This is a genomic window from Bradyrhizobium valentinum (assembly GCF_001440405.1).
Taxonomy (GTDB): Bacteria; Pseudomonadota; Alphaproteobacteria; order Rhizobiales; family Xanthobacteraceae; genus Bradyrhizobium; species Bradyrhizobium valentinum.
In genome coordinates this window covers 1-23,260 of sequence record NZ_LLXX01000018.1, presented here as the reverse complement: position 1 = coordinate 23,260, position 23,260 = coordinate 1, and the positions used below count along the sequence as shown (strand labels likewise).

18 protein-coding genes are annotated in these 23,260 nt (G+C 63.7%); 12 read left to right on the top strand and 6 right to left on the bottom strand.

Annotated features, from left to right (window positions below):
* From CP49_RS02010 to CP49_RS01975, 9 genes are all read left to right on the top strand, one after another.
* Nucleotides 1–1,529, top strand: a 1,529-nt coding sequence (locus CP49_RS02010; RefSeq protein WP_057848626.1) for a hypothetical protein, incomplete at its 5' end; no start/stop codon positions are given.
* Between the two features lie 157 nt (nt 1,530–1,686).
* Nucleotides 1,687–2,418: a thermonuclease family protein gene (locus CP49_RS02005; protein WP_057848625.1), complete on the top strand. Its 732-nt coding sequence runs from the start codon at nt 1,687–1,689 to the stop codon at nt 2,416–2,418.
* A 168-nt stretch (nt 2,419–2,586) separates the two neighbouring features.
* Nucleotides 2,587–3,399, top strand: coding sequence for an LssY C-terminal domain-containing protein (locus CP49_RS02000; RefSeq protein ID WP_057848624.1), 813 nt, complete (start codon nt 2,587–2,589; stop codon nt 3,397–3,399).
* A gap of 155 nt (nt 3,400–3,554) precedes the next feature.
* A complete protein-coding gene (locus CP49_RS01995; RefSeq protein ID WP_057848623.1) occupies nt 3,555–4,739 on the top strand; it encodes a pyridoxal-phosphate-dependent aminotransferase family protein in 1,185 nt (394 codons plus the stop codon).
* A gap of 369 nt (nt 4,740–5,108) precedes the next feature.
* On the top strand, nt 5,109–6,170 hold the full coding sequence (locus CP49_RS01990) for an ABC transporter ATP-binding protein (protein ID WP_057848622.1): 1,062 nt from the start codon (nt 5,109–5,111) through the stop codon (nt 6,168–6,170).
* A 23-nt stretch (nt 6,171–6,193) separates the two neighbouring features.
* Complete coding sequence (locus CP49_RS01985; protein WP_245310447.1) at nt 6,194–6,913, top strand: extracellular solute-binding protein; 720 nt, start codon at nt 6,194–6,196, stop codon at nt 6,911–6,913.
* A complete protein-coding gene (locus CP49_RS46875) occupies nt 6,913–7,260 on the top strand; it encodes an ABC transporter substrate-binding protein (RefSeq protein WP_245310446.1) in 348 nt (115 codons plus the stop codon). The genes CP49_RS01985 and CP49_RS46875 overlap by 1 nt, the downstream gene beginning before the upstream one ends.
* 113 nt (nt 7,261–7,373) lie before the next feature.
* Nucleotides 7,374–9,086, top strand: coding sequence for an ABC transporter permease (locus CP49_RS01980; RefSeq protein ID WP_057848621.1), 1,713 nt, complete (start codon nt 7,374–7,376; stop codon nt 9,084–9,086).
* Nucleotides 9,087–9,308: 222 nt separating this feature from the next.
* Nucleotides 9,309–11,426 (top strand): S9 family peptidase, encoded by a 2,118-nt coding sequence (locus CP49_RS01975; RefSeq protein ID WP_057848628.1) that lies wholly within the window; start codon nt 9,309–9,311, stop codon nt 11,424–11,426.
* 168 nt (nt 11,427–11,594) lie between these two features.
* Here CP49_RS01975 and CP49_RS01970 read toward each other — a convergent pair whose 3' ends face one another.
* From CP49_RS01970 to CP49_RS01945, 6 genes are all read right to left on the bottom strand, one after another.
* Nucleotides 11,595–12,314 carry a ribonuclease activity regulator RraA gene (locus CP49_RS01970; protein ID WP_057848620.1) on the bottom strand — a complete coding sequence of 240 codons (720 nt, stop codon included), beginning with the start codon at nt 12,312–12,314 and terminating at the stop codon, nt 11,595–11,597.
* A 109-nt stretch (nt 12,315–12,423) separates the two neighbouring features.
* Complete coding sequence (locus CP49_RS01965) at nt 12,424–13,515, bottom strand: SMP-30/gluconolactonase/LRE family protein (protein ID WP_057848619.1); 1,092 nt, start codon at nt 13,513–13,515, stop codon at nt 12,424–12,426.
* A gap of 121 nt (nt 13,516–13,636) precedes the next feature.
* Nucleotides 13,637–15,373 (bottom strand): L-arabinonate dehydratase, encoded by a 1,737-nt coding sequence (gene araD, locus CP49_RS01960; protein ID WP_057848618.1) that lies wholly within the window; start codon nt 15,371–15,373, stop codon nt 13,637–13,639.
* Complete coding sequence (locus CP49_RS01955) at nt 15,370–16,233, bottom strand: ABC transporter permease (RefSeq protein WP_057848617.1); 864 nt, start codon at nt 16,231–16,233, stop codon at nt 15,370–15,372. The genes araD and CP49_RS01955 overlap by 4 nt, the downstream gene beginning before the upstream one ends.
* A 12-nt stretch (nt 16,234–16,245) precedes the next feature.
* Nucleotides 16,246–17,010 carry an ABC transporter ATP-binding protein gene (locus tag CP49_RS01950; protein ID WP_057848616.1) on the bottom strand — a complete coding sequence of 255 codons (765 nt, stop codon included), beginning with the start codon at nt 17,008–17,010 and terminating at the stop codon, nt 16,246–16,248.
* Between the two features lie 5 nt (nt 17,011–17,015).
* Entirely contained in the window at nt 17,016–17,984 is a 969-nt protein-coding gene (locus tag CP49_RS01945) for an ABC transporter substrate-binding protein (RefSeq protein ID WP_057848627.1), read from the bottom strand.
* A gap of 159 nt (nt 17,985–18,143) precedes the next feature.
* Between CP49_RS01945 and CP49_RS01940 the strand changes: the two genes are divergently transcribed.
* From CP49_RS01940 to CP49_RS01930, 3 genes are all read left to right on the top strand, one after another.
* The gene (locus CP49_RS01940) at nt 18,144–18,863 is read left to right on the top strand and encodes a GntR family transcriptional regulator (RefSeq protein ID WP_057848615.1); all 720 of its coding nucleotides are present in this window, start codon (nt 18,144–18,146) and stop codon (nt 18,861–18,863) included.
* A gap of 224 nt (nt 18,864–19,087) precedes the next feature.
* On the top strand, nt 19,088–19,507 hold the full coding sequence (locus CP49_RS01935) for a response regulator (RefSeq protein ID WP_057848614.1): 420 nt from the start codon (nt 19,088–19,090) through the stop codon (nt 19,505–19,507).
* A 62-nt stretch (nt 19,508–19,569) separates the two neighbouring features.
* Nucleotides 19,570–23,076: a PAS domain S-box protein gene (locus CP49_RS01930; RefSeq protein ID WP_057848613.1), complete on the top strand. Its 3,507-nt coding sequence runs from the start codon at nt 19,570–19,572 to the stop codon at nt 23,074–23,076.
* The last annotated feature ends 184 nt before the right edge of the window (nt 23,077–23,260 follow it).

The following is a 23,260-nucleotide window of genomic DNA, read 5'->3' as shown; positions in this document are numbered from 1 at the left end:
AGAAGCGGCTGGGCGCCCTACAGGAGGCGCTGAGGCGGGCGCGCGACGAGGCCGAGCCGGATTGGGCCGCGGTCGGGGCGCCGATCGCCGAGCTGATGGCCGACATCGACGTCCGCCACCCCTCCCCGAAGCCCGCTGCGGCCCCTAGCCGGGCGCCTGACGGAAGCGAGATCGACCGGGTGATCCGCCGCTGCGGCGCGCATCTGCTGCGCTCCTTTGCCAAGAACGGCTTCATCCCGACCTATGCCGCCTTCAACCTGATCGGCGATGCCGACATGGGCGGGCGCGAAATGCTGATGGCGCTGACGGGACTGAATTCGCGCGGCTACAAGAACTCGACGCTGCTGTTCAGCCTGGCGCGGATCTTCATTGCGCATTCGCCGGCCCGTGCCCTGATCAACCCGCCCTGGACGGGCGTTGCCGAGCCGATGTGGGAGCCGGTGCAGATCCGCCACCGCTCGGCCTATTACGACGCCTTCTTCACCGAGGCGCTGCTGAGCTACGTCGAGACCGGGCTGGCGTCTTCGGACGAGGCCGCGGCGTCGCGGCGGGCGATTTCCGAGATGGTGGATTTTTGCCTGAAGACCTCAGCCGAGGAAGTGTCCTCGCATGACGGCTCAACCGTACGCGTGATCACGGCCCTGGCGCCGCTGCCGCATCCGCGCTTCTCGCGGTTCTTCGCCCAGATCAAGCAGGATCTCGGCTTCGGCATCTACGTGCCGGACTGCGACACCACGGCGTGCTCGTTCTCGGCCGCGACGCAGGCCGGTGCGATGGATCCGATCCTCGACCAGCCGCTGCTGGATTTCTACCGCGGCTACCAGGTGCGCGAGGGCGCCAACGAGCCGCGCGTCACCGTACCCTTGAACGACAACATCGATTACGAGGGCGGCGTCGTCACCTGGATCGACAACCTCGCGGGCGACCGGCCCTATGGCAACGACCTCGATCCGACGCTCAATCTCGATATTCTCGAAGTCTCTTTCCGTAATCTCACGCGCTGGAATATCCTGCAAACGCCCACGCGGCTGGAGACCGTGCATCGCATCATCGGCTTCCAGCGGCGGCTGGTGGAAAGCGGCGCGTTCAGAAATCCGCGCTCGCACATCTACTATCTGCCGGAACTGTACTCCGCCTATTTCGGCCGCTGCCATGCCGCGTTCATGGCATTGCCTGACGCCGCGCGGCAGGCGATCGATCCCGACGGCACGTTCGAGTTCATCCGTGGCAAAGTGCTCGCCTATGTCGAGAGCGAACTGATCGCGCGCGAGATGAACCCGTTCGACGCCGCGCTGGCATTGATTGCGCTGGCGCATCTCGGCGCCGACGTTTCGACCTTCGCGCCGGCGCTGAACTGCATCACAGCCCATTTCGGCGAAGGCGGCAGGCATGGGCCCTACAAGGCCTATGAGTGGAACAAGATGAAGACGCCGACGCGGATTTTGGTCGGCGGCCCCGAGGTGACGTCGGCGTTTGTGTTGATGGGACTGGCGCTGGCGCGAAGGGCGATGGTGAAGGGTAATGCGTGACACGCGCTCGCTTACCCTCCCCTGGAGGGCAGGGTGGATATCTCGCGGGAAGTTGAAAGCGATGCGACGCTGCTGCACTGGCAAGCCGGGCACGTTGCCCGCACAATCGGTGTAGACTTGCGCTTTTAATCCGCTTTTTAATCCACCGGGATTGCCGATGAAATCGACGGCGTTGTTTGCTGCCATTGTGCTGCTGTCCTTCCCCGCCATCGCGCAGGCGGCAGACATCTCCGGCGTTCCGAGAATCCGCGAAGGCGATCAGCTTCAGATCGGCAATCACCGCATCCGTCTGGGCGGTATCGCCGCGCCGGCGGTCGATCAGCTCTGCCTCAACACCAAGGGCGAGCGCTGGACCTGCGGCGCCGCCGCGCGCGACGAACTGACAAAACGCTTCGGCGGCAAAAGCTGGACCTGTCATACCAGGGCCGTTGCGGATCGCCGCGGTCGCACGGTCGCGCGCTGCGAGGCCGACGGCGAGGACATCCAGAAATGGCTGGTGTCGAACGGCTGGGCGCTGGCGCTGACACGCCTCTCGCGCGATTACGAGGACGACGAGAAGGCCGCGCGCGAGGCCAAGGCCGGGATGTGGCAGGGCGCGTTCATCGCGCCGTGGGACTGGCGCGTCCGCAACAAGAAGACAACCGTTCTTGGCGCGGTGAAGCCGCCGGAGAACGCCAAGGCGGTTCTGCTCGCGTCGGCATCCGGGCCGGTCGCGCCCTCTCCCGACTGCACCATCAAGGGCAACGTCAACCGGTCCGGCGAATGCATCTTTCACCAGCCGACGAGCCGCTGGTATGCGAAGATCGAGATGAAGATCTCAAAGGGCACGCGCTGGTTCTGCTCGGTCGAGGAAGCCGAAGCCGCCGGCTGCCGCGAGACGCGGCGGTAGACGCTTCTGTGGCCTCGTGGTTCGAGACGCGCGGCGATGCCGCGCTCCTCACCATGAGGGTCTCAAACCTCTCCGAAGAAGCGGCGCCAGCCGCGTCTCGAAGGATGAATGCCCCCGCACTATCGCGTATCCTAGCCTTTACGACGGAATTGGCGAGAGCTCGGACACATGGCCAACGATCGACATCATTCGCGATTGAAGCGCGCCGTGACGCTCACGCTTGTGATCCTCGGCGGCTATGGCCTGCTCGCTTATCTGGTGCTGCCGGGATTCTGGACGCATTACGAACATCAGCGCGGGCTTGCCGACATGCCGATGGTGACGCGCACCGCGCAGGGCATCCCCGGCGATCCCATGAATGTCGGGCTGATCGGCGACATCGGCGACGTCGTCTGCGCGATGCACACGGCCGGCTGGTATCCGGCCGACCGGATCACGCTGCAATCCTCGATCGAGATCGTCGGCAGCGTGCTGCTGGATCGTCCCTACAAGGACGCGCCGGTCAGCAATCTCTATTATCTCGGCCGCCGCGAGGATCTCGCCTATGAAAAGCCGATCGGGACCAGCGCCGACCGGCGCAACCATGTGCGCTACTGGAAGGTGCTGGAAAGCGGCGCGGAGAAGCGCCCGGTCTGGCTGGGGGCGGCGACGGAGGATCGCGGCGTCGGCGTCAGCCGATATACCGCTGCCGTCACGCACCACATCAGCCCGGATCTCGATGCCGAGCGCGCGCTGCTTGCTGCTGATCTGGAAAACGCCGGCATGGTCGAGGCGAAATACCAGGTCACCGGCATTGGGCCCACGATCGCGGGTCGGAATGGCGGCGGCGACCTCTATTACACCGACGGCGAAATCTGGGTGCTGCGGCTGGTCGAGGCGTGCCGGAAGCGCGAGGGGCCTGCGGTGACGATCCCGAGCCCGCCGGCGGCCGAATTGAAGGATCAGATCTGGCGCGCGATCGCGAATGCGGTGGGGAAATAAGATGCGCCGTTGCCGTCATTGTGAAGAGCAATGAGAGCAATTTGACCCTTTTTTGCAGCTTCGCTGCGCTCGCAATGACAATCCCGATCGAATATTATGCCGGCTGAATCTCACGCGCTCGATTCCGCGTTCTTGCCAATAAGGAAAACCAACAAATGACCGTTCGCGCGGGCCGGGAATTTCTGGCCATCCCGGGGCCCACCACCATGCCCGACGAAGTGCTGCAGGCGATGCACCGCCCGGCGCTCGACATCTATTCCGACCAGATGGTGGAATTGACCGAAAGCCTGCTCGCCGATCTATCCAAACTGTTCGCCACCAAGGGCCAATCCTATATCTACATCGCCAATGGCCATGGCGCATGGGAAGCGACGCTTTCCAACGTACTGTCGCGCGGCGACAAGCTCCTGGTGCTGGAAAGCGGCCGCTTTGCGATCGGCTGGGGTCAGGCTGCGGCGGCGATGGGCGCCGAGGTCGAGGTGCTCAGGGGCGACTGGCGCCGCGCGATCCGTCCCGCCGAGGTCGAGGCGCGGCTGCGGCAAGACAAGGATCACAGCATCAAGGCGATCGTCGCGGTGCAGGTCGATACCGCCTCGGGCGCCTATAACGACATCGAAGCCATCGGCAAGGCGATCAAATCCACGGGACATCCGGCGCTGTTCATGGTCGACACCGTGGCCTCGCTCGGCTGCATGCCGTTCGAGATGGACAAATGGGGCATCGACGTCGCGATGTCGGGCTCGCAGAAGGGCCTGATGACGCCGCCCGGCCTCGGCTTCGTCGCGGCCAACGAGCGCGCCCGCGAAGTGCACAAGAAAGCTGATCTGCGCACCCCCTATTGGGATTGGACCGAGCGCGAGGGAAGCGAGCACTACCGCAAATATGCCGGCACCGCGCCGGTGCATTTGCTGTTCGCGCTGCGCAAGGCGATCGACATGCTGCACACGGAAGGGCTGGAGAACGCGCATCTGCGTCACCGCCTGCTCGGCGAGGCGGTGCGCCGCGCAGTGGCGGTCTGGGGCGAAGGCCAGGTGCTCGGCTTCAACATCGCGGAAGCGAATGAGCGCTCCAACACGGTGACGACCGTGACAATGAACGGATACGATCCCGCCGCGCTGCAGCGTTACTGCAAGGAAAAATGCGGCGTGGTGCTGGGCACCGGGATCGGCGACCTCTCGGGCCAGGCTTTTCGCATCGCCCATATGGGCCATGTGAATGCGCCGATGATTCTGGGCACGCTTGGCGTCGTTGAGGTCGGGCTGAATGCGCTCGGCATCCCTCACGGCAAGGGCGGAACCGAAGCCGCGATCGAGTATCTCGGCGAGAACGTCGGGGCGTAAGCCCGACTATCGAAGCTTGGTGGTCGTCCCTGCGAACGCAGGGACCCATACCGCGTGATCTATCGATGAAGCGCCGTGGTTGACGCTTTGCGTTGGCCGACTGGCGCACTGAGTTGTTGGGGCGAAGCCGTCTCGCCTTGTGCCACTTTCGCGGGCCGCGGCGTATGGGTCCCTGCGTTCGCAGGGACGACGCGGAGGAGACGGCGTCTCTCACAATGTGAAATCATACTGAGCGCCCGTGCGCAATTGCGCACGAGGCGAACGACATCGTTTCCCACCCAACTCCCTTCCCCATCCCGCATTTGTCCGTATACTGGCATACCAAGCCGGGCGCTGATCCGTGCAAGAACAAGGGTGGGAGTGAGGCGATTGGCGTCCGTTGATTTGCGCGGCCTGACCAAGCGATTTGGGGCGCTTGCCGTGGTCGATAACGTCTCGCTCAGGATCGATCATGGGCAACTGGTCTGCCTGCTGGGGCCGTCCGGCTGCGGCAAGACCACGACGCTGCGGCTGATCGCGGGTTTTCTGGAACCTTCCGACGGCGAAATCCATGTCGGCGACCGGCTGGTGTCGTCGAAAGCGCGCACGCTGCCGCCCGAGCAGCGCAACATGTCGATGATCTTCCAGAGCTACGCGCTGTGGCCGCACATGACGGTGACGGAAAACATCGTCTACGGCTTGCGCCTGCGCAAGCTCGACCGCGACACCATCGCAAAGAAGCTCGCGGCGATCCTCGCCACCACCAAACTCGAGGCGCTGGCGCAGCGCTATCCTGGCGAACTCTCCGGCGGGCAGCAGCAGCGCGTGGCGCTGGCACGCGCGCTGATCGTCGAACCGCAGACGCTGCTGCTCGACGAGCCGCTCTCCAATCTCGACGCGAATTTGCGCGAGGAGATGCGGTTCGAAATCCGCAGGCTGCATGACGAATATCGCTACACCACGGTCTACGTTACCCACGACCAGTCCGAGGCCATGACCACGGCCGACATGATCGCGGTCATGAACGGCGGGTTAATCGATCAGCTCGGCACCCCCGAGGACATCTACGCGCGGCCGGAATCCGAATTCGTCGCCCGCTTCATCGGCGCCAGTAATGTCATCAAGGGCGCCGCGCGCGATGCCAACCATATTTCCTTTGCAGGCGCGACGTTGAAGGTGGTCGGCGCACCGCTCGTGGCAGGCCAAGGCGCCGTGGTTGCGATCCGCCAGCACGATATCGCCCTCTCCACGCAGGCGCCGGCTTCATCAGAGAATGCGATCAAGGCGGTCGTCACACGGCAGGTCTACCTCGGCGTCGCGCGCGACTACATGGTCGAGGTGGCCGACGGCACCAGTTTGCGCGCCACCACGCCGACCGAAACCAACGTGCAAAAAGGCAGCGAAGTCTGGCTGACGCTGCCGCCCGAGCGCTGCCGGGCGCTGAGCCGATAGACAAGAACAAACGTGAGGACGCGATGAAAGGACAAAAACTTTCGCGGCGCGACATCCTGCAAGGCTCAGTGGCGCTGGCGGCCGGAGCCGTGTTCGCCTCCCCCGTTCGTGCCCAGGCGCCGGAGCCGGTCGCGATCACATCAGCGCTGGTGGAGGCGGCAAAGAAGGAAGGCAAACTTATCTTCTACTCCTCGATGGACCTGCCGGTCGGCGAAAAGCTCGGCAAGGCGTTCGAGGCGGCCTTTCCGGGCGTAACCATCCAGATCGAACGCTCCGGTTCGGAGCGGCTGTTCCAGCGGATCGACCAGGAATTTGCCTCTGGCATTCGCGCTGCCGACATCGTCAACTCCTCGGACGCCTCGCACTTCATTAGCTGGAAGAAAAACGGCTGGCTGATGCCGTTCGTGCCCGAGGACGTCGCGAAACATTTTCCGGAAAGCTATCGCGACCCCGACGGCATGTTTGCGACTTCGCGCGTCTGGCTGTCGTCGATCGCCTACAACACCAGCCTCGTCAAGCCGGAGGATGCGCCGAAGAGCTTTGCCGACCTGCTCGATCCCAGATGGGCGGGCAAGATGGTGAAGGGGCACCCGGCCTATAGCGGCACCATCATGACCGCGACGTTCCAGATGGTGCGCGAGCTCGGCTGGGAATACATGGAGAAGCTTGCCAAGCAGCGCGTGATGCAGGTGCAATCGTCGACCACCCGCCAAAGAAGCTGGCGCTCGGCGAGCGCGCGGTGATGGCCGACGGCAATGAATATGGCATCGTGCTCTTGAAGGAAGCCGGCCAGCCGGTCGAGCCGGTCCATCCTGTCGAGGGCACGCCGACGATTTCGGGGCCGACCGGCATCTTCAAGACCGCGCAGCATCCCAACGCCGCAAAACTGTTCCAGGCCTGGCTGCATACGCGGCAGACCCAGCAGTTCTTTTGCGATTTCACCGCGCAGTATTCCGTTCACCCGCAGGTGCAGTCGAAGCCGGGACGGCGGAAGATTTCCGACATCAAGCTGATGAAGGAGGACGCGGAGGGCGTCGAGAAAATGGCCGAAGAGATCAAGACGCGCTACGCGCGCCTGTTCAGGGTCTAGATGCTGCCCGCCCCATCCACCGCCGTCATTCCGGGATGGTCCGAAGGACCAGACCCGGAATCTCGAGATTCCGGGCTCGCTTCGCGCCCCGGAATGACGGAGGGAATGTTTGCATGACTTCCACCACTACCGACCCTCCCAAATCCGGCATCGACATCACCCGCCCCATCCTGTGGCTGTTCGCTGGCTTCATGATCGTGCTGATCGTGCTGCCGCTGTCGTGGCTGGTGGTTTTCGCGTTCACCGACAAGGCACGGCATCCGACGCTGCAGAATTTCGTCACGCTGTTTACCGACCCCGCTTTTCTCGATCCGCTGCTGACGACGGCGATCATCGCCACCACCTCGGCCGTGGTCTGCTGCATTGTCGCCGCACCGATCGGCTGGCTGGTGTCGCGCACCGACATGCCGGGGCGGCAGACCATCCGCGCGCTGGTGACGGCGTCCTTCGTCACCCCGCCCTTTCTCGGCGCGGTCGCCTGGGAATTGCTGGCGGCGCCCAACAGCGGCATGCTGAACCAGCTCTATCGCTATCTCACTGGTGCCGAAGATCCTTTGTTCGACATCTATTCGCTGACCGGGTTGATCTTCGTCATCTCCTGCTACACATTTCCGTTCGTCTTCGTGCTGGTCGCCAATGCGCTCGACAACATGCCAGGCGAGCTGGAAGACGCTTCCGCCATCCTTGGCGGCAAGGCCTGGACCACGGCGCGGCGTGTCACCATACCGCTCGCGCTGCCGGCACTGGTTGCCGGCGCGCTGATCGCGCTCCTGCAGGCGATGACGCTGTTCGGATCGCCCGCGATCCTGGCGCTGCCGGCGGGCTTCCACACCATGACGACCAAGATCTGGAGCCTGTTCCAGTATCCGCCGAAACTCGAATTGGCTGCAGCCGCCGCCGTGCCGCTGCTGCTGCTGACAATCCTGCTGCTGCAGGGCCAGAAATTCCTGCTCGGTCGCCGCGGCTTCTCCGTGGTCGGCGGCAAATATGGCGCGCCGCGGCCGGTCGAGATGAAGGGATGGCGCTGGGCAGCGCTGGCGTTCTGCCTCATCGTGCTGCTCAATCCGGTGTTCCTGCCCTATTTCGCGCTGCTCAACGCGGCGTTCTCGCCGAACGCGACCACGCTGGTGACGCCGTCGACGGCGACCCTGCGCAACATCGTGTTCGTGTTCACCGAGTTATCGTCGACCCAGCTCGCGCTCAGGAACACGGTGATCCTGGGTGCATCGACCGCCACCATCGGCACGATCCTCGCGCTCGTGGTCGCCTATGTCACCACCCGCCGCGTGATCGCAAGCCATCGCATGCTCGGCTTTCTCGCGACCGCCCCGGTCGCCGTGCCCGGCATCGTGCTCGGCGTTGGGCTGTTCCTGAGCTATACGCGGCCGCCCTTCGTGCTCTACGGAACACTGTGGATCCTGCTGCTGGCGTTCCTCACCATCAATCTTCCTTCGGCCTATCAGCAATTGCAGGCGGCGTTTGCGACCATTCACCCCGAACTGGAGGATGCCAGCCGCATCCTCGGCGCGACGCGGCTGCAGGCGCTGCGGCAGATTACCGCGCCGCTACTCCGCACCGGCGTGATCGCGACCTGGTGCTTCATCTTCATCGGCGTGATGCGGGAACTGTCCGCCGCGATCGTGCTGTTCACCTCGCAGACCAAGGTGCTGTCGGTCCTGATCTACGACCTCAACGAAAGCGGCGACCTCGCCGCGATATCGGTGCTCGGCATCGCCATGCTGGTGATTACGTTTGCGGTGGTGCTGGCAGTGAACCGGATCCCGGTGTTCGGCGGCGGCGCCGCGGCGAGGTTGCGGAATAGTTAGGATCGGCTCTATCGGCTCGTCGTCCCTGCGAAAGCAATGCGAAAGCAGGGACCCATAACCACCGCTCAGCGTTGTGAGAGAATCCGTCTCCCCTTGTGCCACTTTCGCAGGCCGCGGCGTATGGGTCCCTGCGTTCGCAGGGACGACGGTTAGCGCATCTGGTAATCCGCCACATTCGCGCCGATATAAGGCGCACAATCATTGAAGCCATACGAGGACCGCGTGACCCAAGCCGCCGCCAAAAAGCCTGCCCTGTCGCCGCCGATCGCGCCGCGTCGCCCGCATATTTTTACCACGCACGGCATCACGGTGACCGACGACTATGCGTGGCTGAAGGATGCCAGATGGCAGGACGTGCTGCGCGATCCCTCGATACTCGACCCGGATATCCGGAAGTATCTCGAAGCGGAAAACGATTACACCGAGAGCCTGCTCGGCCATACGGCGCCATTGCAGAAAAAGCTGGTCGCGGAGATGCGCGGGCGGATCAAGGAGGACGATTCCAGCGTGCCGGCGCCGGACGGCCCGTTCGCCTATTTGCGAAAATTTCGCGAGGGCGGCCAGCATGAACAGTTCGGCCGCACGCCGCGCGATGGCGGCGACGTGCAGATCGTACTCGACGGCGACGCGCTGGCCGCGAACCACGAATACTTCAAGTTCGGCGGCGCACGGCATTCGCCCGACCATACGCTGCAAGCGTGGAGCGCCGACACCAAGGGCTCGGAGTATTTCTCGATCCGGGTGCGCGACTGGGCTGACGGCACCGACCGTGACGACCTCGTCGAAGAGACCGACGGCGGCGTCGTCTGGAGCAAGGACTGCAACAGCTTCTTTTACGTCAAGCTCGACGACAGCCACCGCCCGATGCAGGTATGGCGCCATCGGCTCGGCACCAGGCAGGCCGACGACACGCTGGTGTACGAGGAGAACGATTCCGGCTGGTTCACGCATCTGCATGAGAGCTCTTCCGGTCGCTTCTGCGTCATCGCCGGCGGCGATCACGAAACATCAGAGCAAAGACTGATCGACCTTGATCATCCCGATGCGCCGCCACGGCTTGTCGCGGCGCGCGAGGAAGGCGTGCAATATTCGATCGCCGACCGCGGCGATGAACTGTTCATTCTCACCAATGCAGACGGCGCCATCGACTTCAAGGTCGTCACCGCGCCGCTCACCGCGCCCGAGCGCACCAACTGGCGCGATCTCATTCCTTATCGGGAAGGCGTCTATGTGCTCGATGTCGAGCTCTATGCCGGCCACATGGTGCGGCTGGAGCGCGCCAATGCGCTGCCGGCGATCATCATCCGCGACCTCAAGACGGGCGAAGAGCACGCCATCGCCTTCGACGAAGCCGCCTACTCGCTCGACACCATGGGCGGCTACGAGTTCGAGACCACCAACCTGCGGTTCTCCTATTCGTCGATGACGACGCCGGCCGAAGTCTATGACTACGACATGGCGACGCGAGAGCGGGTGCTGCGCAAGCGGCAGGAGATCCCGTCCGGTCACAACCCGGCCGGCTACGTCACCACGCGCATCATGGCGACGTCGCATGACGGCGCGCAGGTGCCGGTCTCGATCCTGCACCGCAAGGACCTGGTGCGCGACGGCAAAGCGCCGCTTTTGCTCTACGGCTACGGCTCTTACGGCATGGCGATGCCGGCGTCCTTTGCCGCAAATCGGCTGTCGCTGGTCGACCGCGGTTTTGTTTATGCGATCGCGCATATCCGCGGCGGCGCAGATAAAGGCTGGGGCTGGTATCTCGACGGCAAGCGCGAGAAGAAAACGAATTCGTTCGATGATTTCGCGGCGGCCGGGCGCGCGCTGATCGAGGCGAAGTACACCAGCGCAAAGCGCATCGTCGGCCATGGCGGCAGCGCCGGCGGCATGCTGATGGGAGCTAGCGCCAACCGATCAGGCGAATTGTTCGCCGGCATCGTCGCGGAAGTGCCGTTTGTCGACGTGCTCAACACGATGCTTGACGACACGCTGCCGCTGACGCCGCCGGAATGGCCGGAATGGGGCAATCCGATCGAGAGCGAAAAGGATTTCCGCACCATCCTGTCCTATTCGCCCTACGACAATCTCGCGGCGAAGGACTACCCGGCGATCCTTGCCATGGGCGGGCTGACCGATCCGCGCGTCACCTATTGGGAGCCGGCGAAGTGGATCGCGCGGCTGCGCGCGACGATGTCGGGCGGCGGCCCGGTGCTGCTGCGCACCAACATGGGCGCCGGCCACGGCGGTGCGTCCGGGCGGTTCAACCGGCTGGACGAGGTGGCGATCGCTTATGCGTTCGCGCTGTGGGCAGTGGGATTGGCGGAGAAGGTTGAGGTTTGAGGGCGACGCTGCACCCGTTTCGTCGTCCCCGCGAACGCGGGGACCCATACCGCGGAATCTATCTATATTGCTCGGTGGCTATCGATCTTCGTAACAACACAGCCCTGTGGTTATGGGTCCCGGGTCGCGCTTCGCTTGCCCGGGACGACGGCGGAGATGGAGCGTTGATTACCGTCCCATCTTCTTCCGCCACTCGGCGAAATCCGTCAGCGTCTGCGGATCGGTGGCAGGATAGAGTCCCAAAATGCTGCGGCCGCCGCGGACCTGCTCGGTGACGAAATCCTCGAACGCGGTCATCTCGACTGCCTCATCGGCGATCTCGTCGGCGAGGTGCGCCGGGATCACGATGACGCCGTCACTGTCGCCGAGGATGACGTCGCCGGGAAACACCGGCGCGTCGCCGCAGCCGATCGGCACGTTGATCTCGATCGCCTGATGCAGCGTCAGGTTGGTCGGCGCGCTCGGGCGATGGTGATAGGCGGGGAAGCCGAGGCTGGCGATCTCGGCGGAATCGCGAAAGCCGCCGTCGGTGATGACGCCGGCACAGCCGCGCTGCATCAGCCGCGTTACCAGGATGGCGCCGGCCGACGCCGCACGTGCATCCTTGCGGCTGTCCATGACCAGCACCGCACCGGGCGGACAATCCTCGACTGCCTTGCGCTGCGGGTGGCTACGGTCGCGGAACACGTCGATCTTGTTGAGGTCCTCGCGCGCCGGCATGTAGCGCAGCGTGAAGGCCTCGCCAACCAGCACCGGCTGATCGGGACCGAGCGGATGCACGTCCTGGATCATCTGGATGCGAAAGCCGCGCTTGAACAGCGCGGTGGCAACGGTGGCGGTGGAAACCGTCTTCAGCTTGGTGCGAGTGGCATCGCTCAGTTTTGTCATGATGTTCTATCCCAGTTATTCCGTCATTCCGGGATGGTCCGAAGGACCAGACCCGGAATCTCGAGGTTCCGGGTTCGATGCTTCGCATCGCCCCGGAACGACAGGTGACTTACACCGCCCCATGCGACTCCACGTACAGCGCGTAGACCGAGTGACAGCTCGTCATGTAGAGGCGGTTGTTCTTCGGGCCGCCAAAGGTGAGATTGGCGCAGCGTTCCGGCAGGCGGATGTGGGCAAGCGGCTTGCCAGCGGGGCTGAACACCATCACGCCGTCGAGATCCTCCGGCTTGCCCTTGAGCTGGAACACCCTGCGGCCGCCAACTTCGGTTGGCTCGGGCTGCAGCGCGCCGTTGGAGCCCCAGCCGCACCACAGATTGCCGTCGCGGTCGACGCGGAAGCCGTCGAGCGCGCCTTGATCCGCGGCGTCGATCAGCTTGGTCTTGCCGCCCAACGTGCCGTCGGCGTTGACGTCAAAACTCCAGATGCTGCGGTTCGGCGTGCCCTTCCATTCCACGACATAGAGCTTCTTTTCGTCGGGCGAGAAGGCGAGCCCGTTCGGATTGACGATATCGGTGATCACGGCGGTCAGCTTACCGTCCTTGGTCAGGCGATAGACGTTGGTGGTGGCCTGTTCGGGCTTTTCCTTCTTGCCTTCCCATTCGCCATTGATGCCGAACAGGGGATCGGTGAACCAGATGGTGTCGTCGGACTTCACCACGATGTCGTTCGGCGCGTTCAGCCGCTTGCCGTCGAACTTGTCCGCCAGCACGGTGATCTTGCCGTCCTTCTCGGTGCGGGTGACGCGGCGGGTGACCGAGTGCTCGCAGCTGACGAGCCGGCCCTGGCGGTCGCGCGCGTTGCCGTTGGCGTAGTTGGCATTGGCGCGGAAGACGCTGGTCTGGCCAGTCTTCTCGTCGAACTTCATGATGCGGTTGTTGGGAATGTCTGAAAACAGGAGATAGCCGCCCTCAGGGAAGTAGGCCGGCCCTTCGGCCCAGCGCATACCGGTCGCGACCTGCTCGACGGTCGACGAATAGATCCGGTATTTCGCAAAGCTCGGATCGAGGATCTGCACGGCCGGATCGGGATAGCGCTGGTTCGGCACGAACGGAAACGATTGCGCGCCGGCGGCGCGCGCGAGAAGCGTCGAAGCGGCAGCGGCGCCTGCCCCTGCGAGCAGGTTGCGTCGATTCATGGTCATTGGTTGGTCCTCCCCTGGGATATTTTTGTTTGGCGTCATTCCGGGGCGATGCGCCAGCATCGAACCCGGAATCTCGAGGTTCCGGGTCTGGTCCTTCGGACCATCCCGGAACGACGTTGAACTAGTAAATCGGCGGCTCCTCCACCGGCGCCCCAAACCCGGTCTCCAGAAAATCGAAATCGCAGCCTTCATTGGCCTGCTTGATGTGGCGGGTGAACATCCAGCCATAGCCGCGCTCGTAACGCGGCTCCGGCGCCTTCCATTCGGCGCGGCGCTTGGCGAGCTCTGCCTCCGGCACATCGAGGTTGATGGTGCGGGCGTTGACATCGAGCGTGATCTTGTCGCCGTTGCGCACCAGCGCCAGCGGCCCGCCAATATAGGATTCCGGCGAGACATGCAGGATGCAGGCGCCGTAACTGGTGCCGCTCATGCGCGCATCCGACAGCCGCACCATGTCGCGCACGCCCTGCTTCACCAGCTTGGTGGGGATCGGCAGCATGCCCCATTCCGGCATGCCGGGGCCGCCCTGCGGCCCGGCATTGCGCAGGATCAGAACATGATCGGCGGTGACGTCCAGATTGGGATCGTCGATCGCCTTCTTCATCGAGGGATAATCGTCGAACACCAGCGCCGGCCCGGTGTGCTTGAGGAAACGCGGCTCGCAAGCGCTGGGCTTGATCACGCATCCGTCGGGCGCGAGGTTGCCCTTGAGCACGGCCAGCGCGCCCTCGGCGTAGATCGGGTCCTTCACCGTGCGGATGACGTCGTCATTGTAGACTTCGGCGCGGGCGATGTTGTCGCCAAGCGTCTGGCCGGTGACGGTCATGACATCGAGATGCAGATGCTCCCTGATGCGGCTCATCAGGCCCGGCAGGCCGCCGGCATAGAAGAAATCCTCCATCAGATATTGGTCGCCGCTCGGCCGCACATTGGCGATCACGGGAACCTTGCGGCTGGCCTTCTCAAAATCTTCGAGCCCGATGTCCTGGCCGGCGCGGCGGGCCTGCGCGATCAAATGAATGATGGCGTTGGTCGAGCAGCCCATTGCCATCGCCACCGTGATCGCGTTCTCGAAGGCTCTTCGGGTCTGGATCTTGTCTGGCGTCAGATCTTCCCACACCATTTCCACGATGCGTCGGCCGCATTCCGAGGCCATGCGGATATGGCCCGCATCGGCGGCGGGAATCGAGGACGCGCCCGGCAGTGTCATGCCGATCGATTCCGCGATCGCCGTCATGGTCGAAGCGGTGCCCATGGTCATGCAGGTGCCGTAGCTGCGGGCGATGCCGGCCTCGACGTCGACCCAGTCCTTGTCGGAGATTTTTCCGGCGCGCCGCTCGTCCCAGTACTTCCAGGCGTCGGAGCCCGAGCCCAGCGTCTTGCCCTTCCAGTTGCCGCGCAGCATCGGCCCGGCCGGAAGATAGATCGTCGGCAGATTCATGCTGGTGGCGCCTAGCAACAGGCCTGGCGTGGTCTTGTCGCAGCCGCCCATCAGCACCACGCCATCGACGGGATGGCCGCGCAACAGTTCCTCGGCGTCCATCGCCAGCATGTTGCGATAAAGCATGGTGGTCGGCTTCAGGAACGATTCCGACAGCGACAGCGCCGGCAGCTCCATCGGGAAACCGCCCGCCATCAGGATGCCGCGCTTGACGTCGTCGACGCGGCTCTTGAAATGCATGTGGCAGGGCTGCGCATCCGACCAGGTGTTGAGGATCGCGATGACGGGCCGGCCCTTCCACTCCTCCGGCGCGTAGCCCATCTGCATCGCGCGCGAGCGGTGGCCGAAGGCGCGCAGGTCGTCGGGCGCGAACCAGCGCGCGCTGCGGAGTCCGGCGGGGTTCCTTTTGTTGCTCATGATTGCGTACCCCATTTCTGGACGGTGTTGCGCTCGATCGTGCGGAAGATCAGGTTTTCCACGATCAGGCCAATCACGATCACCGTCAACAGGCCGGCAAACACCGCAGGGATGTCCAGAAGGTTGCGGTTCTCGAAGATGAACCAACCCAAACCACCCTGCCCCGACGACACGCCGAACACCAGCTCGGCGGCGATCAGCGTGCGCCAGGCGAATGCCCAACCGATCTTAAGTCCGGTCAGGATCGAGCCGAACGCCGCTGGAATGAGAATACGGGCAACATACGGCAGGCCGCGCAGGCCATAGTTGCGGCCGACCATGCGCAGCGTGTTCGACACGCTCTTGAAGCCGGAATGGGTGTTGAGCGCGACTGGCCACAGCACCGAATGGATCAGCACGAATACAAGACTGCCATTGCCGAGACCAAACCAGATCAGCGCCAACGGCAGCAGCGCGATTGCCGGCAAGGGATTGAACATCGCCGTGATGGTTTCCAGGAAATCCGTGCCGATCCGGGTCGAGATTGCGAGAATAGTGAAGATCGCGGCCAGCGCGATGCCGGCGGCGTAACCCATGAACAGCACCTTCAGCGACGCCCAAGCGCGCAAGGGAATGGTGCCGTCGCGCACCTTGTCGAACATGGTCACGATAGTGTCGTGGAAGGTCGGGAAAAGCAGCGGATTGTTCAGGATGGTGCCGTAGATCTCCCAGGCCGCGGCGAGGAAGATGATGATCACGGCCTTGCGCACAAAACCGTCATTCCACAACAGCTCCAGTACCGTCAGCTTGCGCTCGACTTCCGCCGGTACCGCCGCCGTCAGATCGGCGGCATCGCGCAGCAGGAATTTTGCGTCACCCATCGCGCGCTCCCTTCAGTGTGCCGTGGCGGCATCGGCGAACAGCAGATCATGGATCTGCTTCTCCAGCCGCGCGGCGCTGCCGTCCTCGCCGGAGACCTTGTCGACATCGACCACCTCGGCCTTGACGCGGCCGGGATGCGGCGACAGCAGCAGGATGCGATTGCCGATCTTGATCGCTTCCGCGATCGAATGCGTGACGAACAGGACGGTGAACTTGGTCTCGGCCCAAAGCTGCAGCAGTTCGTCCTGGCAGGTGCGCCGCGTCAGCGCGTCGAGGGCGGCGAAGGGCTCGTCCATCAGGAGGATATCCGGCTCCATCGCCATGCCGCGCGCGATCGCGACGCGCTGCTTCATGCCGCCGGACAGCGTGTGTGGATAGGCATCGACGACGCGGGTGAGGCTAACCTTCTCAATATAGGCCCGCGCCCTTGCCTCGGCTTCCTTGCGCGGTAGCTTCCGCGTCATCAGAAGCGGAAACATCACGTTTTCCAGCACCGTCTTCCACGGCAACAACTGGTCGAACTCCTGAAAGATCATCATGCGGTCGGCGCCGGGCTCCGATATTTCCCGGCCGCTAATGCGCATCTTGCCTTCGCTCGGCTTCATGTAGCCGCCGACCGCTTTCAACAGCGTCGACTTGCCGCAACCGGAGGGGCCGAGCAGCACGAAGCGATCGGAACGATCGACCGTGAAGCTGACCCGCTCGGTCGCGGTCACGACCGCGCTCGAAGTCTTGTAGCGCAGCGTTACGTCACTGACATCGAGAAGCGCGGCCATGTTCTTCAATTGCCCTTCAGGTCGTGGGCGACCGGCAGATAGTAGTCGGTGAAGGCCTTGGGCATGGTCTTCAGCGTGCCGACCTTGAACAGATGCGCGGCGAACTTCATGGTGCCCTGCGGCTGCAGGTTCCATTCCATCATGCCGGGCTCCTTGAGCCACGCCAGCAGATCCTCGACGCTGGTCTTGTCGCCGGTGATCTCCTTGTAGATCTCGACCGCAAGCTTGGTGTCGCTGCGGATCAGGTCCTGCGCCTCCTTGGTGGCGTCGCGCACGGCCTGCACCATCTTCGGATTGGCGTCGGCGAACTTCGTCGTGGTGAAGAACTGCGCCTGGCTGAGCGGGCCGCCCATCACGTCGGGCGATGACAGCACGACATGCGCGCCGGGCACGTTCTTCAGTTCGAGGAACGTGAACGGCGGGATCGCGAAGTGATTGCGCACCTCATGCTGCGCATTGGTCATCGCCACATAGGCGTCGGGATGGCCGAGCTGCACGGTGTTGGGATCGAGCTTCGACCATTGGTCGGCGCCGAAGGCTTCGGCGGCGGCGATCTGCAGCACGATCGCCTGCGTCGAGACCTTGACGGTCGGCACCGCGACCTTGTCGTTCGGGCCAAAATCCTTGATCGATTTGATATTCGGATCGCGGCTGATCAGCGTCATCGGCTGTGCCGAGGTGGCGACGATGCCCTTGACGCCGCCGCGGGTGCGATCCCAAAGCAGCAGCAAATTGCCGGTCCCGGTGTTGAGAATGTCGACGCTGCCGGCCAGCAGGGCATCGGTCTGCGCGCCGCCGCCGCTCAAGCTGATCCATTTGGTGGTGACGCCTGGCACGCCGAGACTGGCTGCGTGCTTCTCGATCAGCTTGTGCTTCTCCATGATGTGCGAGGGCATGTAAAAAATGCCCGGCTGCCGCGACAGCGTGATCTCGGCCTTTTGTTGGGCCGCGGCCTGCGAGCCCGGCAGCAACATGGTGACGGCCAGTGCCGCGATGACGCCTGCGCAAGCGCGCCACATCCCGTTTTTCATTGTGCATCTCCTCCGGCATCTTGATTGACGCTCTGGGGGAAATGCACTAATGTATTAGTGCATCTGAGGCAAGCGCCTTCTGAAATCCGGCCGGCTCGATCGATGGCTCCACCGCAAACCGCCCCCCGCCGCGCGGCCCTCCGTTCCGCCGACCGGCTCGATCGCGACCGTCAGGCCGCGCCGCAGGTGTTCGAGCGCCTCCGCGGCATGATCATTTCGCTGGAACTGCCGCCGGGATCGCCACTGTCGCGCGCCGCATTGGCCGGACAATTCGGGGTCAGCTCGACGCCAATCCGCGATGCGCTGATGCGGCTCGAAGAGGAAGGGCTGGTCGACGTCTTTCCGCAGTATGCCACCGTGGTCAGCCGGGTGGATGTGCGGCTGGCGCAGCAGGCGCATTTCCTGCGGCAGGCGGTCGAACTTGAAATCGTGCGCATGCTGGCGCTACGCCATGACGAAGCCTTTGCCGTCGAACTCAACGCAACGATCGTCCGCCAGCAGCAGTTCGCAAAGGCCGGCGACTTCGAGAAGTTCATGGCCGCCGACAACGAGTTCCATGCCCAGCTTTATGCCGCCACCGACAAACAGGACATCTGGTCCCTGGTGCGCAGTCGCAGCGGACATATCGACCGGCTGCGCCGGCTGCATCTGCCCTCCCCTGGCAAAGCGCAGGATATCGTGCGGCATCACAAGCTCATTGCGAAAGCCATCGACGCCGGCGAACCCGAAGAGGCGCAGAAATATCTGCGCACCCATCTGTCGGGAACACTGAGTGAACTCGCCCAGATTCGGGCGCGTTATCCGGAATATCTCAGCAACTGATCCCCTGCGGCCTCGCATCGTGCGCCAAGGCGAATCGTGTTCGCCGGCGCGGCGTTCGGTATTTGTCTGCCCGGCAACATGCAGATAGCGGCGTTCTGTACCGGCTTTTTGACGGTTCAAGCGGAACGTTCCCGCCGGGGACGCAGTTGCGGCAACGAGAACTATCGGCAAAACTCGCAACCTGCCGTCGACCTGATTCCAGCGGGCCCGGAGAACTTTTTACTTTGGCAAAAATACTGGTCGTGGATGACGATGCGGCGGTCCAGATTACCGTCCGCCTGTTGCTGGAGCGCGCCGGCCATAACGTGGTCACCGCCGATAACGGGCGAAAGGGCCTGGCATTGTGCCAGGCCGGAGATTTCGACCTGTTGTTCCTCGACATCTTCATGCCGGGAATGGATGGATTCGAAACCATGCGGATGGTGCGCCTGCAGCGGCCGCAGATCCCGATCGTCGTGATCTCCGGCCGGCCGATCTCTTCGGAGGCAGACTCGGCCCCTGACTTCCTGACGATGGCGACCAAGCTCGGTGCGGTCTCCAGTCTGCAGAAACCGTTCCGGCCCGCCGAACTTCTGGCAGCCGTCACGGGCTGCCTGGAAGCCGCCGGGCGCGGCTCGCGCGGCGGTGTTGCTTCCTCCCCGTAATGCGCCGTAGCATCGGACTTGCCCGGCAGTTCGCCGGGACGGAGCGGAGGGCGAGCGAACCCATGTCGCTCACAACCAGGCTTGCAATCGCGATGATTGCGTTGGTCGCGATCGCAGTTTCCGCGGTCGGATGGCTGAACTATCGCAACCTGGAACAGGCGCTCCTGCTGCGGGCGCGTGACCGCATCGAGACTCATTCGCGGCAGCTCGCGATTGATCTCGAATATTACGCGGCCAGCGCGACCGGCGATGTCGCGAGCTTTCGTTCCGCAGCGGCGCTGTACGGGTTGATCCGCGCCCGCGGATCGGGAGGCATAGATCCGGTCGATGGCGTCTCCGAAAAGACCTGGCGCAACCGGCTCGCGTCGCGCTTCGCGGCCGAACTCGAAGCCAAGCCCGCCTATGCGATGCTTCGGATCATAGGCCTCGATGATGATGGCCGTGAGCTTGTCCGCGTCGATCGCGCGGGACCGAACGACGCAGTTCGGATCGTGCCCGAAGAGGGATTGCTGAAGAGAAACAATCGCAGCTACTTCCCGGAAACGATCCGGCTAGGCCCCGGACAAATCTACGTCTCGCCGCTCGATCTGGGTCGCCGAAACGGACTGATCGAGGAGGTGCACAGGCCGACGCTTCGCATCGCGACGCCGATATTCGCAGACGACGGCAAGCTGTTCGGCATTTTCATGATCAATGTTGACATGCGGCGCGCGTTCGACCGCGTCCGGTCATCGGTATTGCCTGGAGAGACCATCTACGTCGTTAACAAGCACGGCGACTATCTTATTCACCCAGATCGGTCGCGCGAGTTCGGCTGGCTGCTCGGCAAGCCGAACAACTGGAAAGCCGACTTCCCGCATCTGGCATCGCAGGCCGGGGCAACGCAAAACAGCGCGGATATCGTGCCGGATCAAGCCGCACAGCCGGGGGGAATAGCGCTGGCGCCCGCCGTTCTGGCGGGCGTCGAATGGGTTGGCGTCATCGAAACCGCGCCCAACGCGGTCATCATGGCGCCGGCCGCGAGCATCAGAAATACTTCCCTTCTCGTTGGCGGGATCGCCGTGTTGTGCGCAGCGGTGCTGGCCCTGCTGATCGCGAGGTCGCTGACCCGCCCGATCGTGCAGTTAACCGAAGCCGTGCAGGGGGTGGCTAGTAACAAGAAGATCGCCATTCCGGTCGACGCACGCGGCGAGACCGGCGTGCTCGCACGCGCATTTGCGCAGGCAATCGGCGAAGTGAATGCAAAGACCGCCGCCCTCGAACGGGAGGTCCAGGAGCATCGCCGCACCGAGGCGGCGCGCGACCATCATGCCGAGCGGGAGCGGCTGTTCAGCGCGGCAGTGGAATCGTCGAACGACGCCATCATCACCATGTCGCTCGACGGCACGATCACCGGCTGGAACTCGGCTGCGGAGCGGCTGTTCGGACATAGCGCAGCGGAAGCCACGGGCAAGAACATCACGCTGCTTGTGCCCGAAGATCGAACACCGGAGCTACAGGAAGCGCTGCGCCGGATCGGCTGGGGCGAAAGCATCGAGCACAGTGAAACGGTGCGGCTGCGAAAAAGTGGCCAGCGGATCGAAGTCTCGCTCAGCATCTCCCCGATCAAGGCTCCCTCGGGCGCGACTATCGGCATTTCGAAGGTAGCGCGCGACATCACCGAAGCCAACAAGACCAGACAGGTGCTGCGGCGGCAGACCGAAGAGCTTCGCCGCATCTTCGAGACCTCGCAGGATCTGATCATGGTGATGGATTCGCGGGGATTTCTGGTTCAGATCAGCCCGAGCTGCGAGGCCATCCTGGGCTACCGGCCGGAGGAAATGATCGGTCGCAGCGGCGAGGACTTCATCCATCCCGACCATCTCGAGAATTCCCGCCGGGAAATGCGCGCGGCGCGGCGCGGCGCGCGTCCGAAGATTTCCGACACGCGCTGCATGCACAAGGACGGGCGGGCCGTGTGGCTGTCCTGGCTGGGAACATGGTCCGAGCCTGCCAAGCGCTTCTTCTTCGTCGGCCGCGATATGACCGAGAGCCGGCTGGCACAGGAGACGTTGCGCGAAAGCGAGCAACTCGCCCGCGGCATCATCGACACCGCGCTCGATGCCTTCGTCCAGGTCGACGAGCAGGGCTTCATCCGGGACTGGAATGCGCAGGCCGAAAATATCTTCGGCTGGCCGCGGGATGAAGTGCTCGGGAAGAATGTGTTCGAATTGATGGGCAAGCCTGACGGACAAGGACCTCTCAAGAAAGCCCTGCAATCCTTCTTGCTTTCCGGCAACGAGGCGGTCGGTCAGCCGCGCCGTGAACTCCAGGTCAGGCGGCGGGATGGCAAGGAGATCACGGTCGAGCTGAGCATCGCCGCGCTGAGGACGCGCGGCGGCTTCCTGTTCAACGGATTCGTCCGCGATCTCACCGACAGGATCGCGGCCGAGGACCGGATCCGGCAGGCCGAGAAGATGGAGGCGATGGGACAGCTCACTGGCGGCATCGCGCACGACTTCAACAATATCCTGACGGTGATCACGGGAACGATCGAAATCCTGGCTGATGCCGTCAAGGGCGAACCGCAACTCGCCGCCATCACGCGAATGATCGACGAGGCGGCGTCGCGCGGCGCAGATCTCACCCAGCAACTGCTCGCCTTCGCGCGCAAGCAGCCGCTCGAGCCAAAGGTAACCGACGTCAACACGCTGATCATCGACACCGCGAAGCTGCTGCAGCGGACGCTCGGCGAGCATGTCGAGATCGAATCGGTTTTCGAAGACGAGACTTGTCCGGCGATCGTCGATCCCAACCAGCTCGCTACAGCGATCCTCAATCTGGCCCTCAACGCCCGCGACGCCATGCCGGACGGCGGTAAACTCGTCATCGAGACCGGCTTCGTCGTGCTCGACGACAATTATGCAAGGCTGCACAGCGACGTCCGGCCCGGCCGCTACGCCATGATCGCCGTGAGCGACACCGGGACCGGCATCCCGGCTGCGGTGCTCGACAAGGTATTCAATCCGTTCTTCACCTCGAAGGGCCCCGGCAAAGGCACCGGCCTTGGACTGAGCATGGTCTACGGCTTTATCAAGCAATCGGCCGGCCACATCATGATCTACAGCGAGGAGGGCCACGGTACGACGATCAAAATGTACTTGCCGCCGGCCACGAGCGCGTTGCCGGCGGCCGACCCGGCACTGCCGGCGACCGTCCAGGGTGGTCACGAAACAATTCTGGTGGTGGAGGACGACAAGCTGGTGCGCGACTACGTGCTGGCGCAACTGCATTCACTCGGTTACGTCACGCTGGACGCGGCGAACGCGACCGAAGCTCTCGCGCTCGTCCATACCAGCCATCCGTTCGACCTGCTGTTCACCGACGTGATCATGCCCGGCATGAACGGCCGCCAGCTTGCCGACGAGATGTTGAAGGTCAGGCCCGGGCTAAGGGTGCTGTTCACCTCGGGCTATACCGAGAATGCCATCATCCATCACGGCCGGCTCGACGAAGGCGTATTGCTACTCGCCAAGCCCTATCGGAAATCGGATATGGCGATCATGATCCGCAAGGCGCTCGCCGATTGACGCCGCGGCAGCGCGTCTAGCCCTGCTCCGTCAGAAGCCCCTCATGGTGAGGAGCGCGAAGCGCGTCTCGAACCAAGAGGCCACAGACGGCCTGCATCCTTCGAGACGCGGCGAAGACGCCGCTCCTCAGAGTCTGACTCAAAATAAGTCATTGGCATCTCAGGTTCTAGCCAGGCGGCGGGAG

Bases quoted from the DNA above. Each gene is read 5' to 3' on its own strand.
- araD (WP_057848618.1), bottom strand. From the start codon at position 15,373: ATGAGCAACAAAAGGAACCCCGCCGGACTCCGCAGCGCGCGCTGGTTC.
- CP49_RS46875 (WP_245310446.1), top strand. From the start codon at position 6,913: ATGGCCGACGGCAATGAATATGGCATCGTGCTCTTGAAGGAAGCCGGC.
- CP49_RS01965 (WP_057848619.1), bottom strand. From the start codon at position 13,515: ATGACCATGAATCGACGCAACCTGCTCGCAGGGGCAGGCGCCGCTGCC.
- CP49_RS01980 (WP_057848621.1), top strand. From the start codon at position 7,374: ATGACTTCCACCACTACCGACCCTCCCAAATCCGGCATCGACATCACC.
- CP49_RS02000 (WP_057848624.1), top strand. From the start codon at position 2,587: ATGGCCAACGATCGACATCATTCGCGATTGAAGCGCGCCGTGACGCTC.
- CP49_RS02005 (WP_057848625.1), top strand. From the start codon at position 1,687: ATGAAATCGACGGCGTTGTTTGCTGCCATTGTGCTGCTGTCCTTCCCC.
- CP49_RS01985 (WP_245310447.1), top strand. From the start codon at position 6,194: ATGAAAGGACAAAAACTTTCGCGGCGCGACATCCTGCAAGGCTCAGTG.
- CP49_RS01945 (WP_057848627.1), bottom strand. From the start codon at position 17,984: ATGTTGCTGCCGGGCTCGCAGGCCGCGGCCCAACAAAAGGCCGAGATC.
- CP49_RS01970 (WP_057848620.1), bottom strand. From the start codon at position 12,314: ATGACAAAACTGAGCGATGCCACTCGCACCAAGCTGAAGACGGTTTCC.
- CP49_RS01955 (WP_057848617.1), bottom strand. From the start codon at position 16,233: ATGGGTGACGCAAAATTCCTGCTGCGCGATGCCGCCGATCTGACGGCG.
- CP49_RS01930 (WP_057848613.1), top strand. From the start codon at position 19,570: ATGTCGCTCACAACCAGGCTTGCAATCGCGATGATTGCGTTGGTCGCG.
- CP49_RS01950 (WP_057848616.1), bottom strand. From the start codon at position 17,010: ATGGCCGCGCTTCTCGATGTCAGTGACGTAACGCTGCGCTACAAGACT.
- CP49_RS01940 (WP_057848615.1), top strand. From the start codon at position 18,144: ATGGCTCCACCGCAAACCGCCCCCCGCCGCGCGGCCCTCCGTTCCGCC.
- CP49_RS01995 (WP_057848623.1), top strand. From the start codon at position 3,555: ATGACCGTTCGCGCGGGCCGGGAATTTCTGGCCATCCCGGGGCCCACC.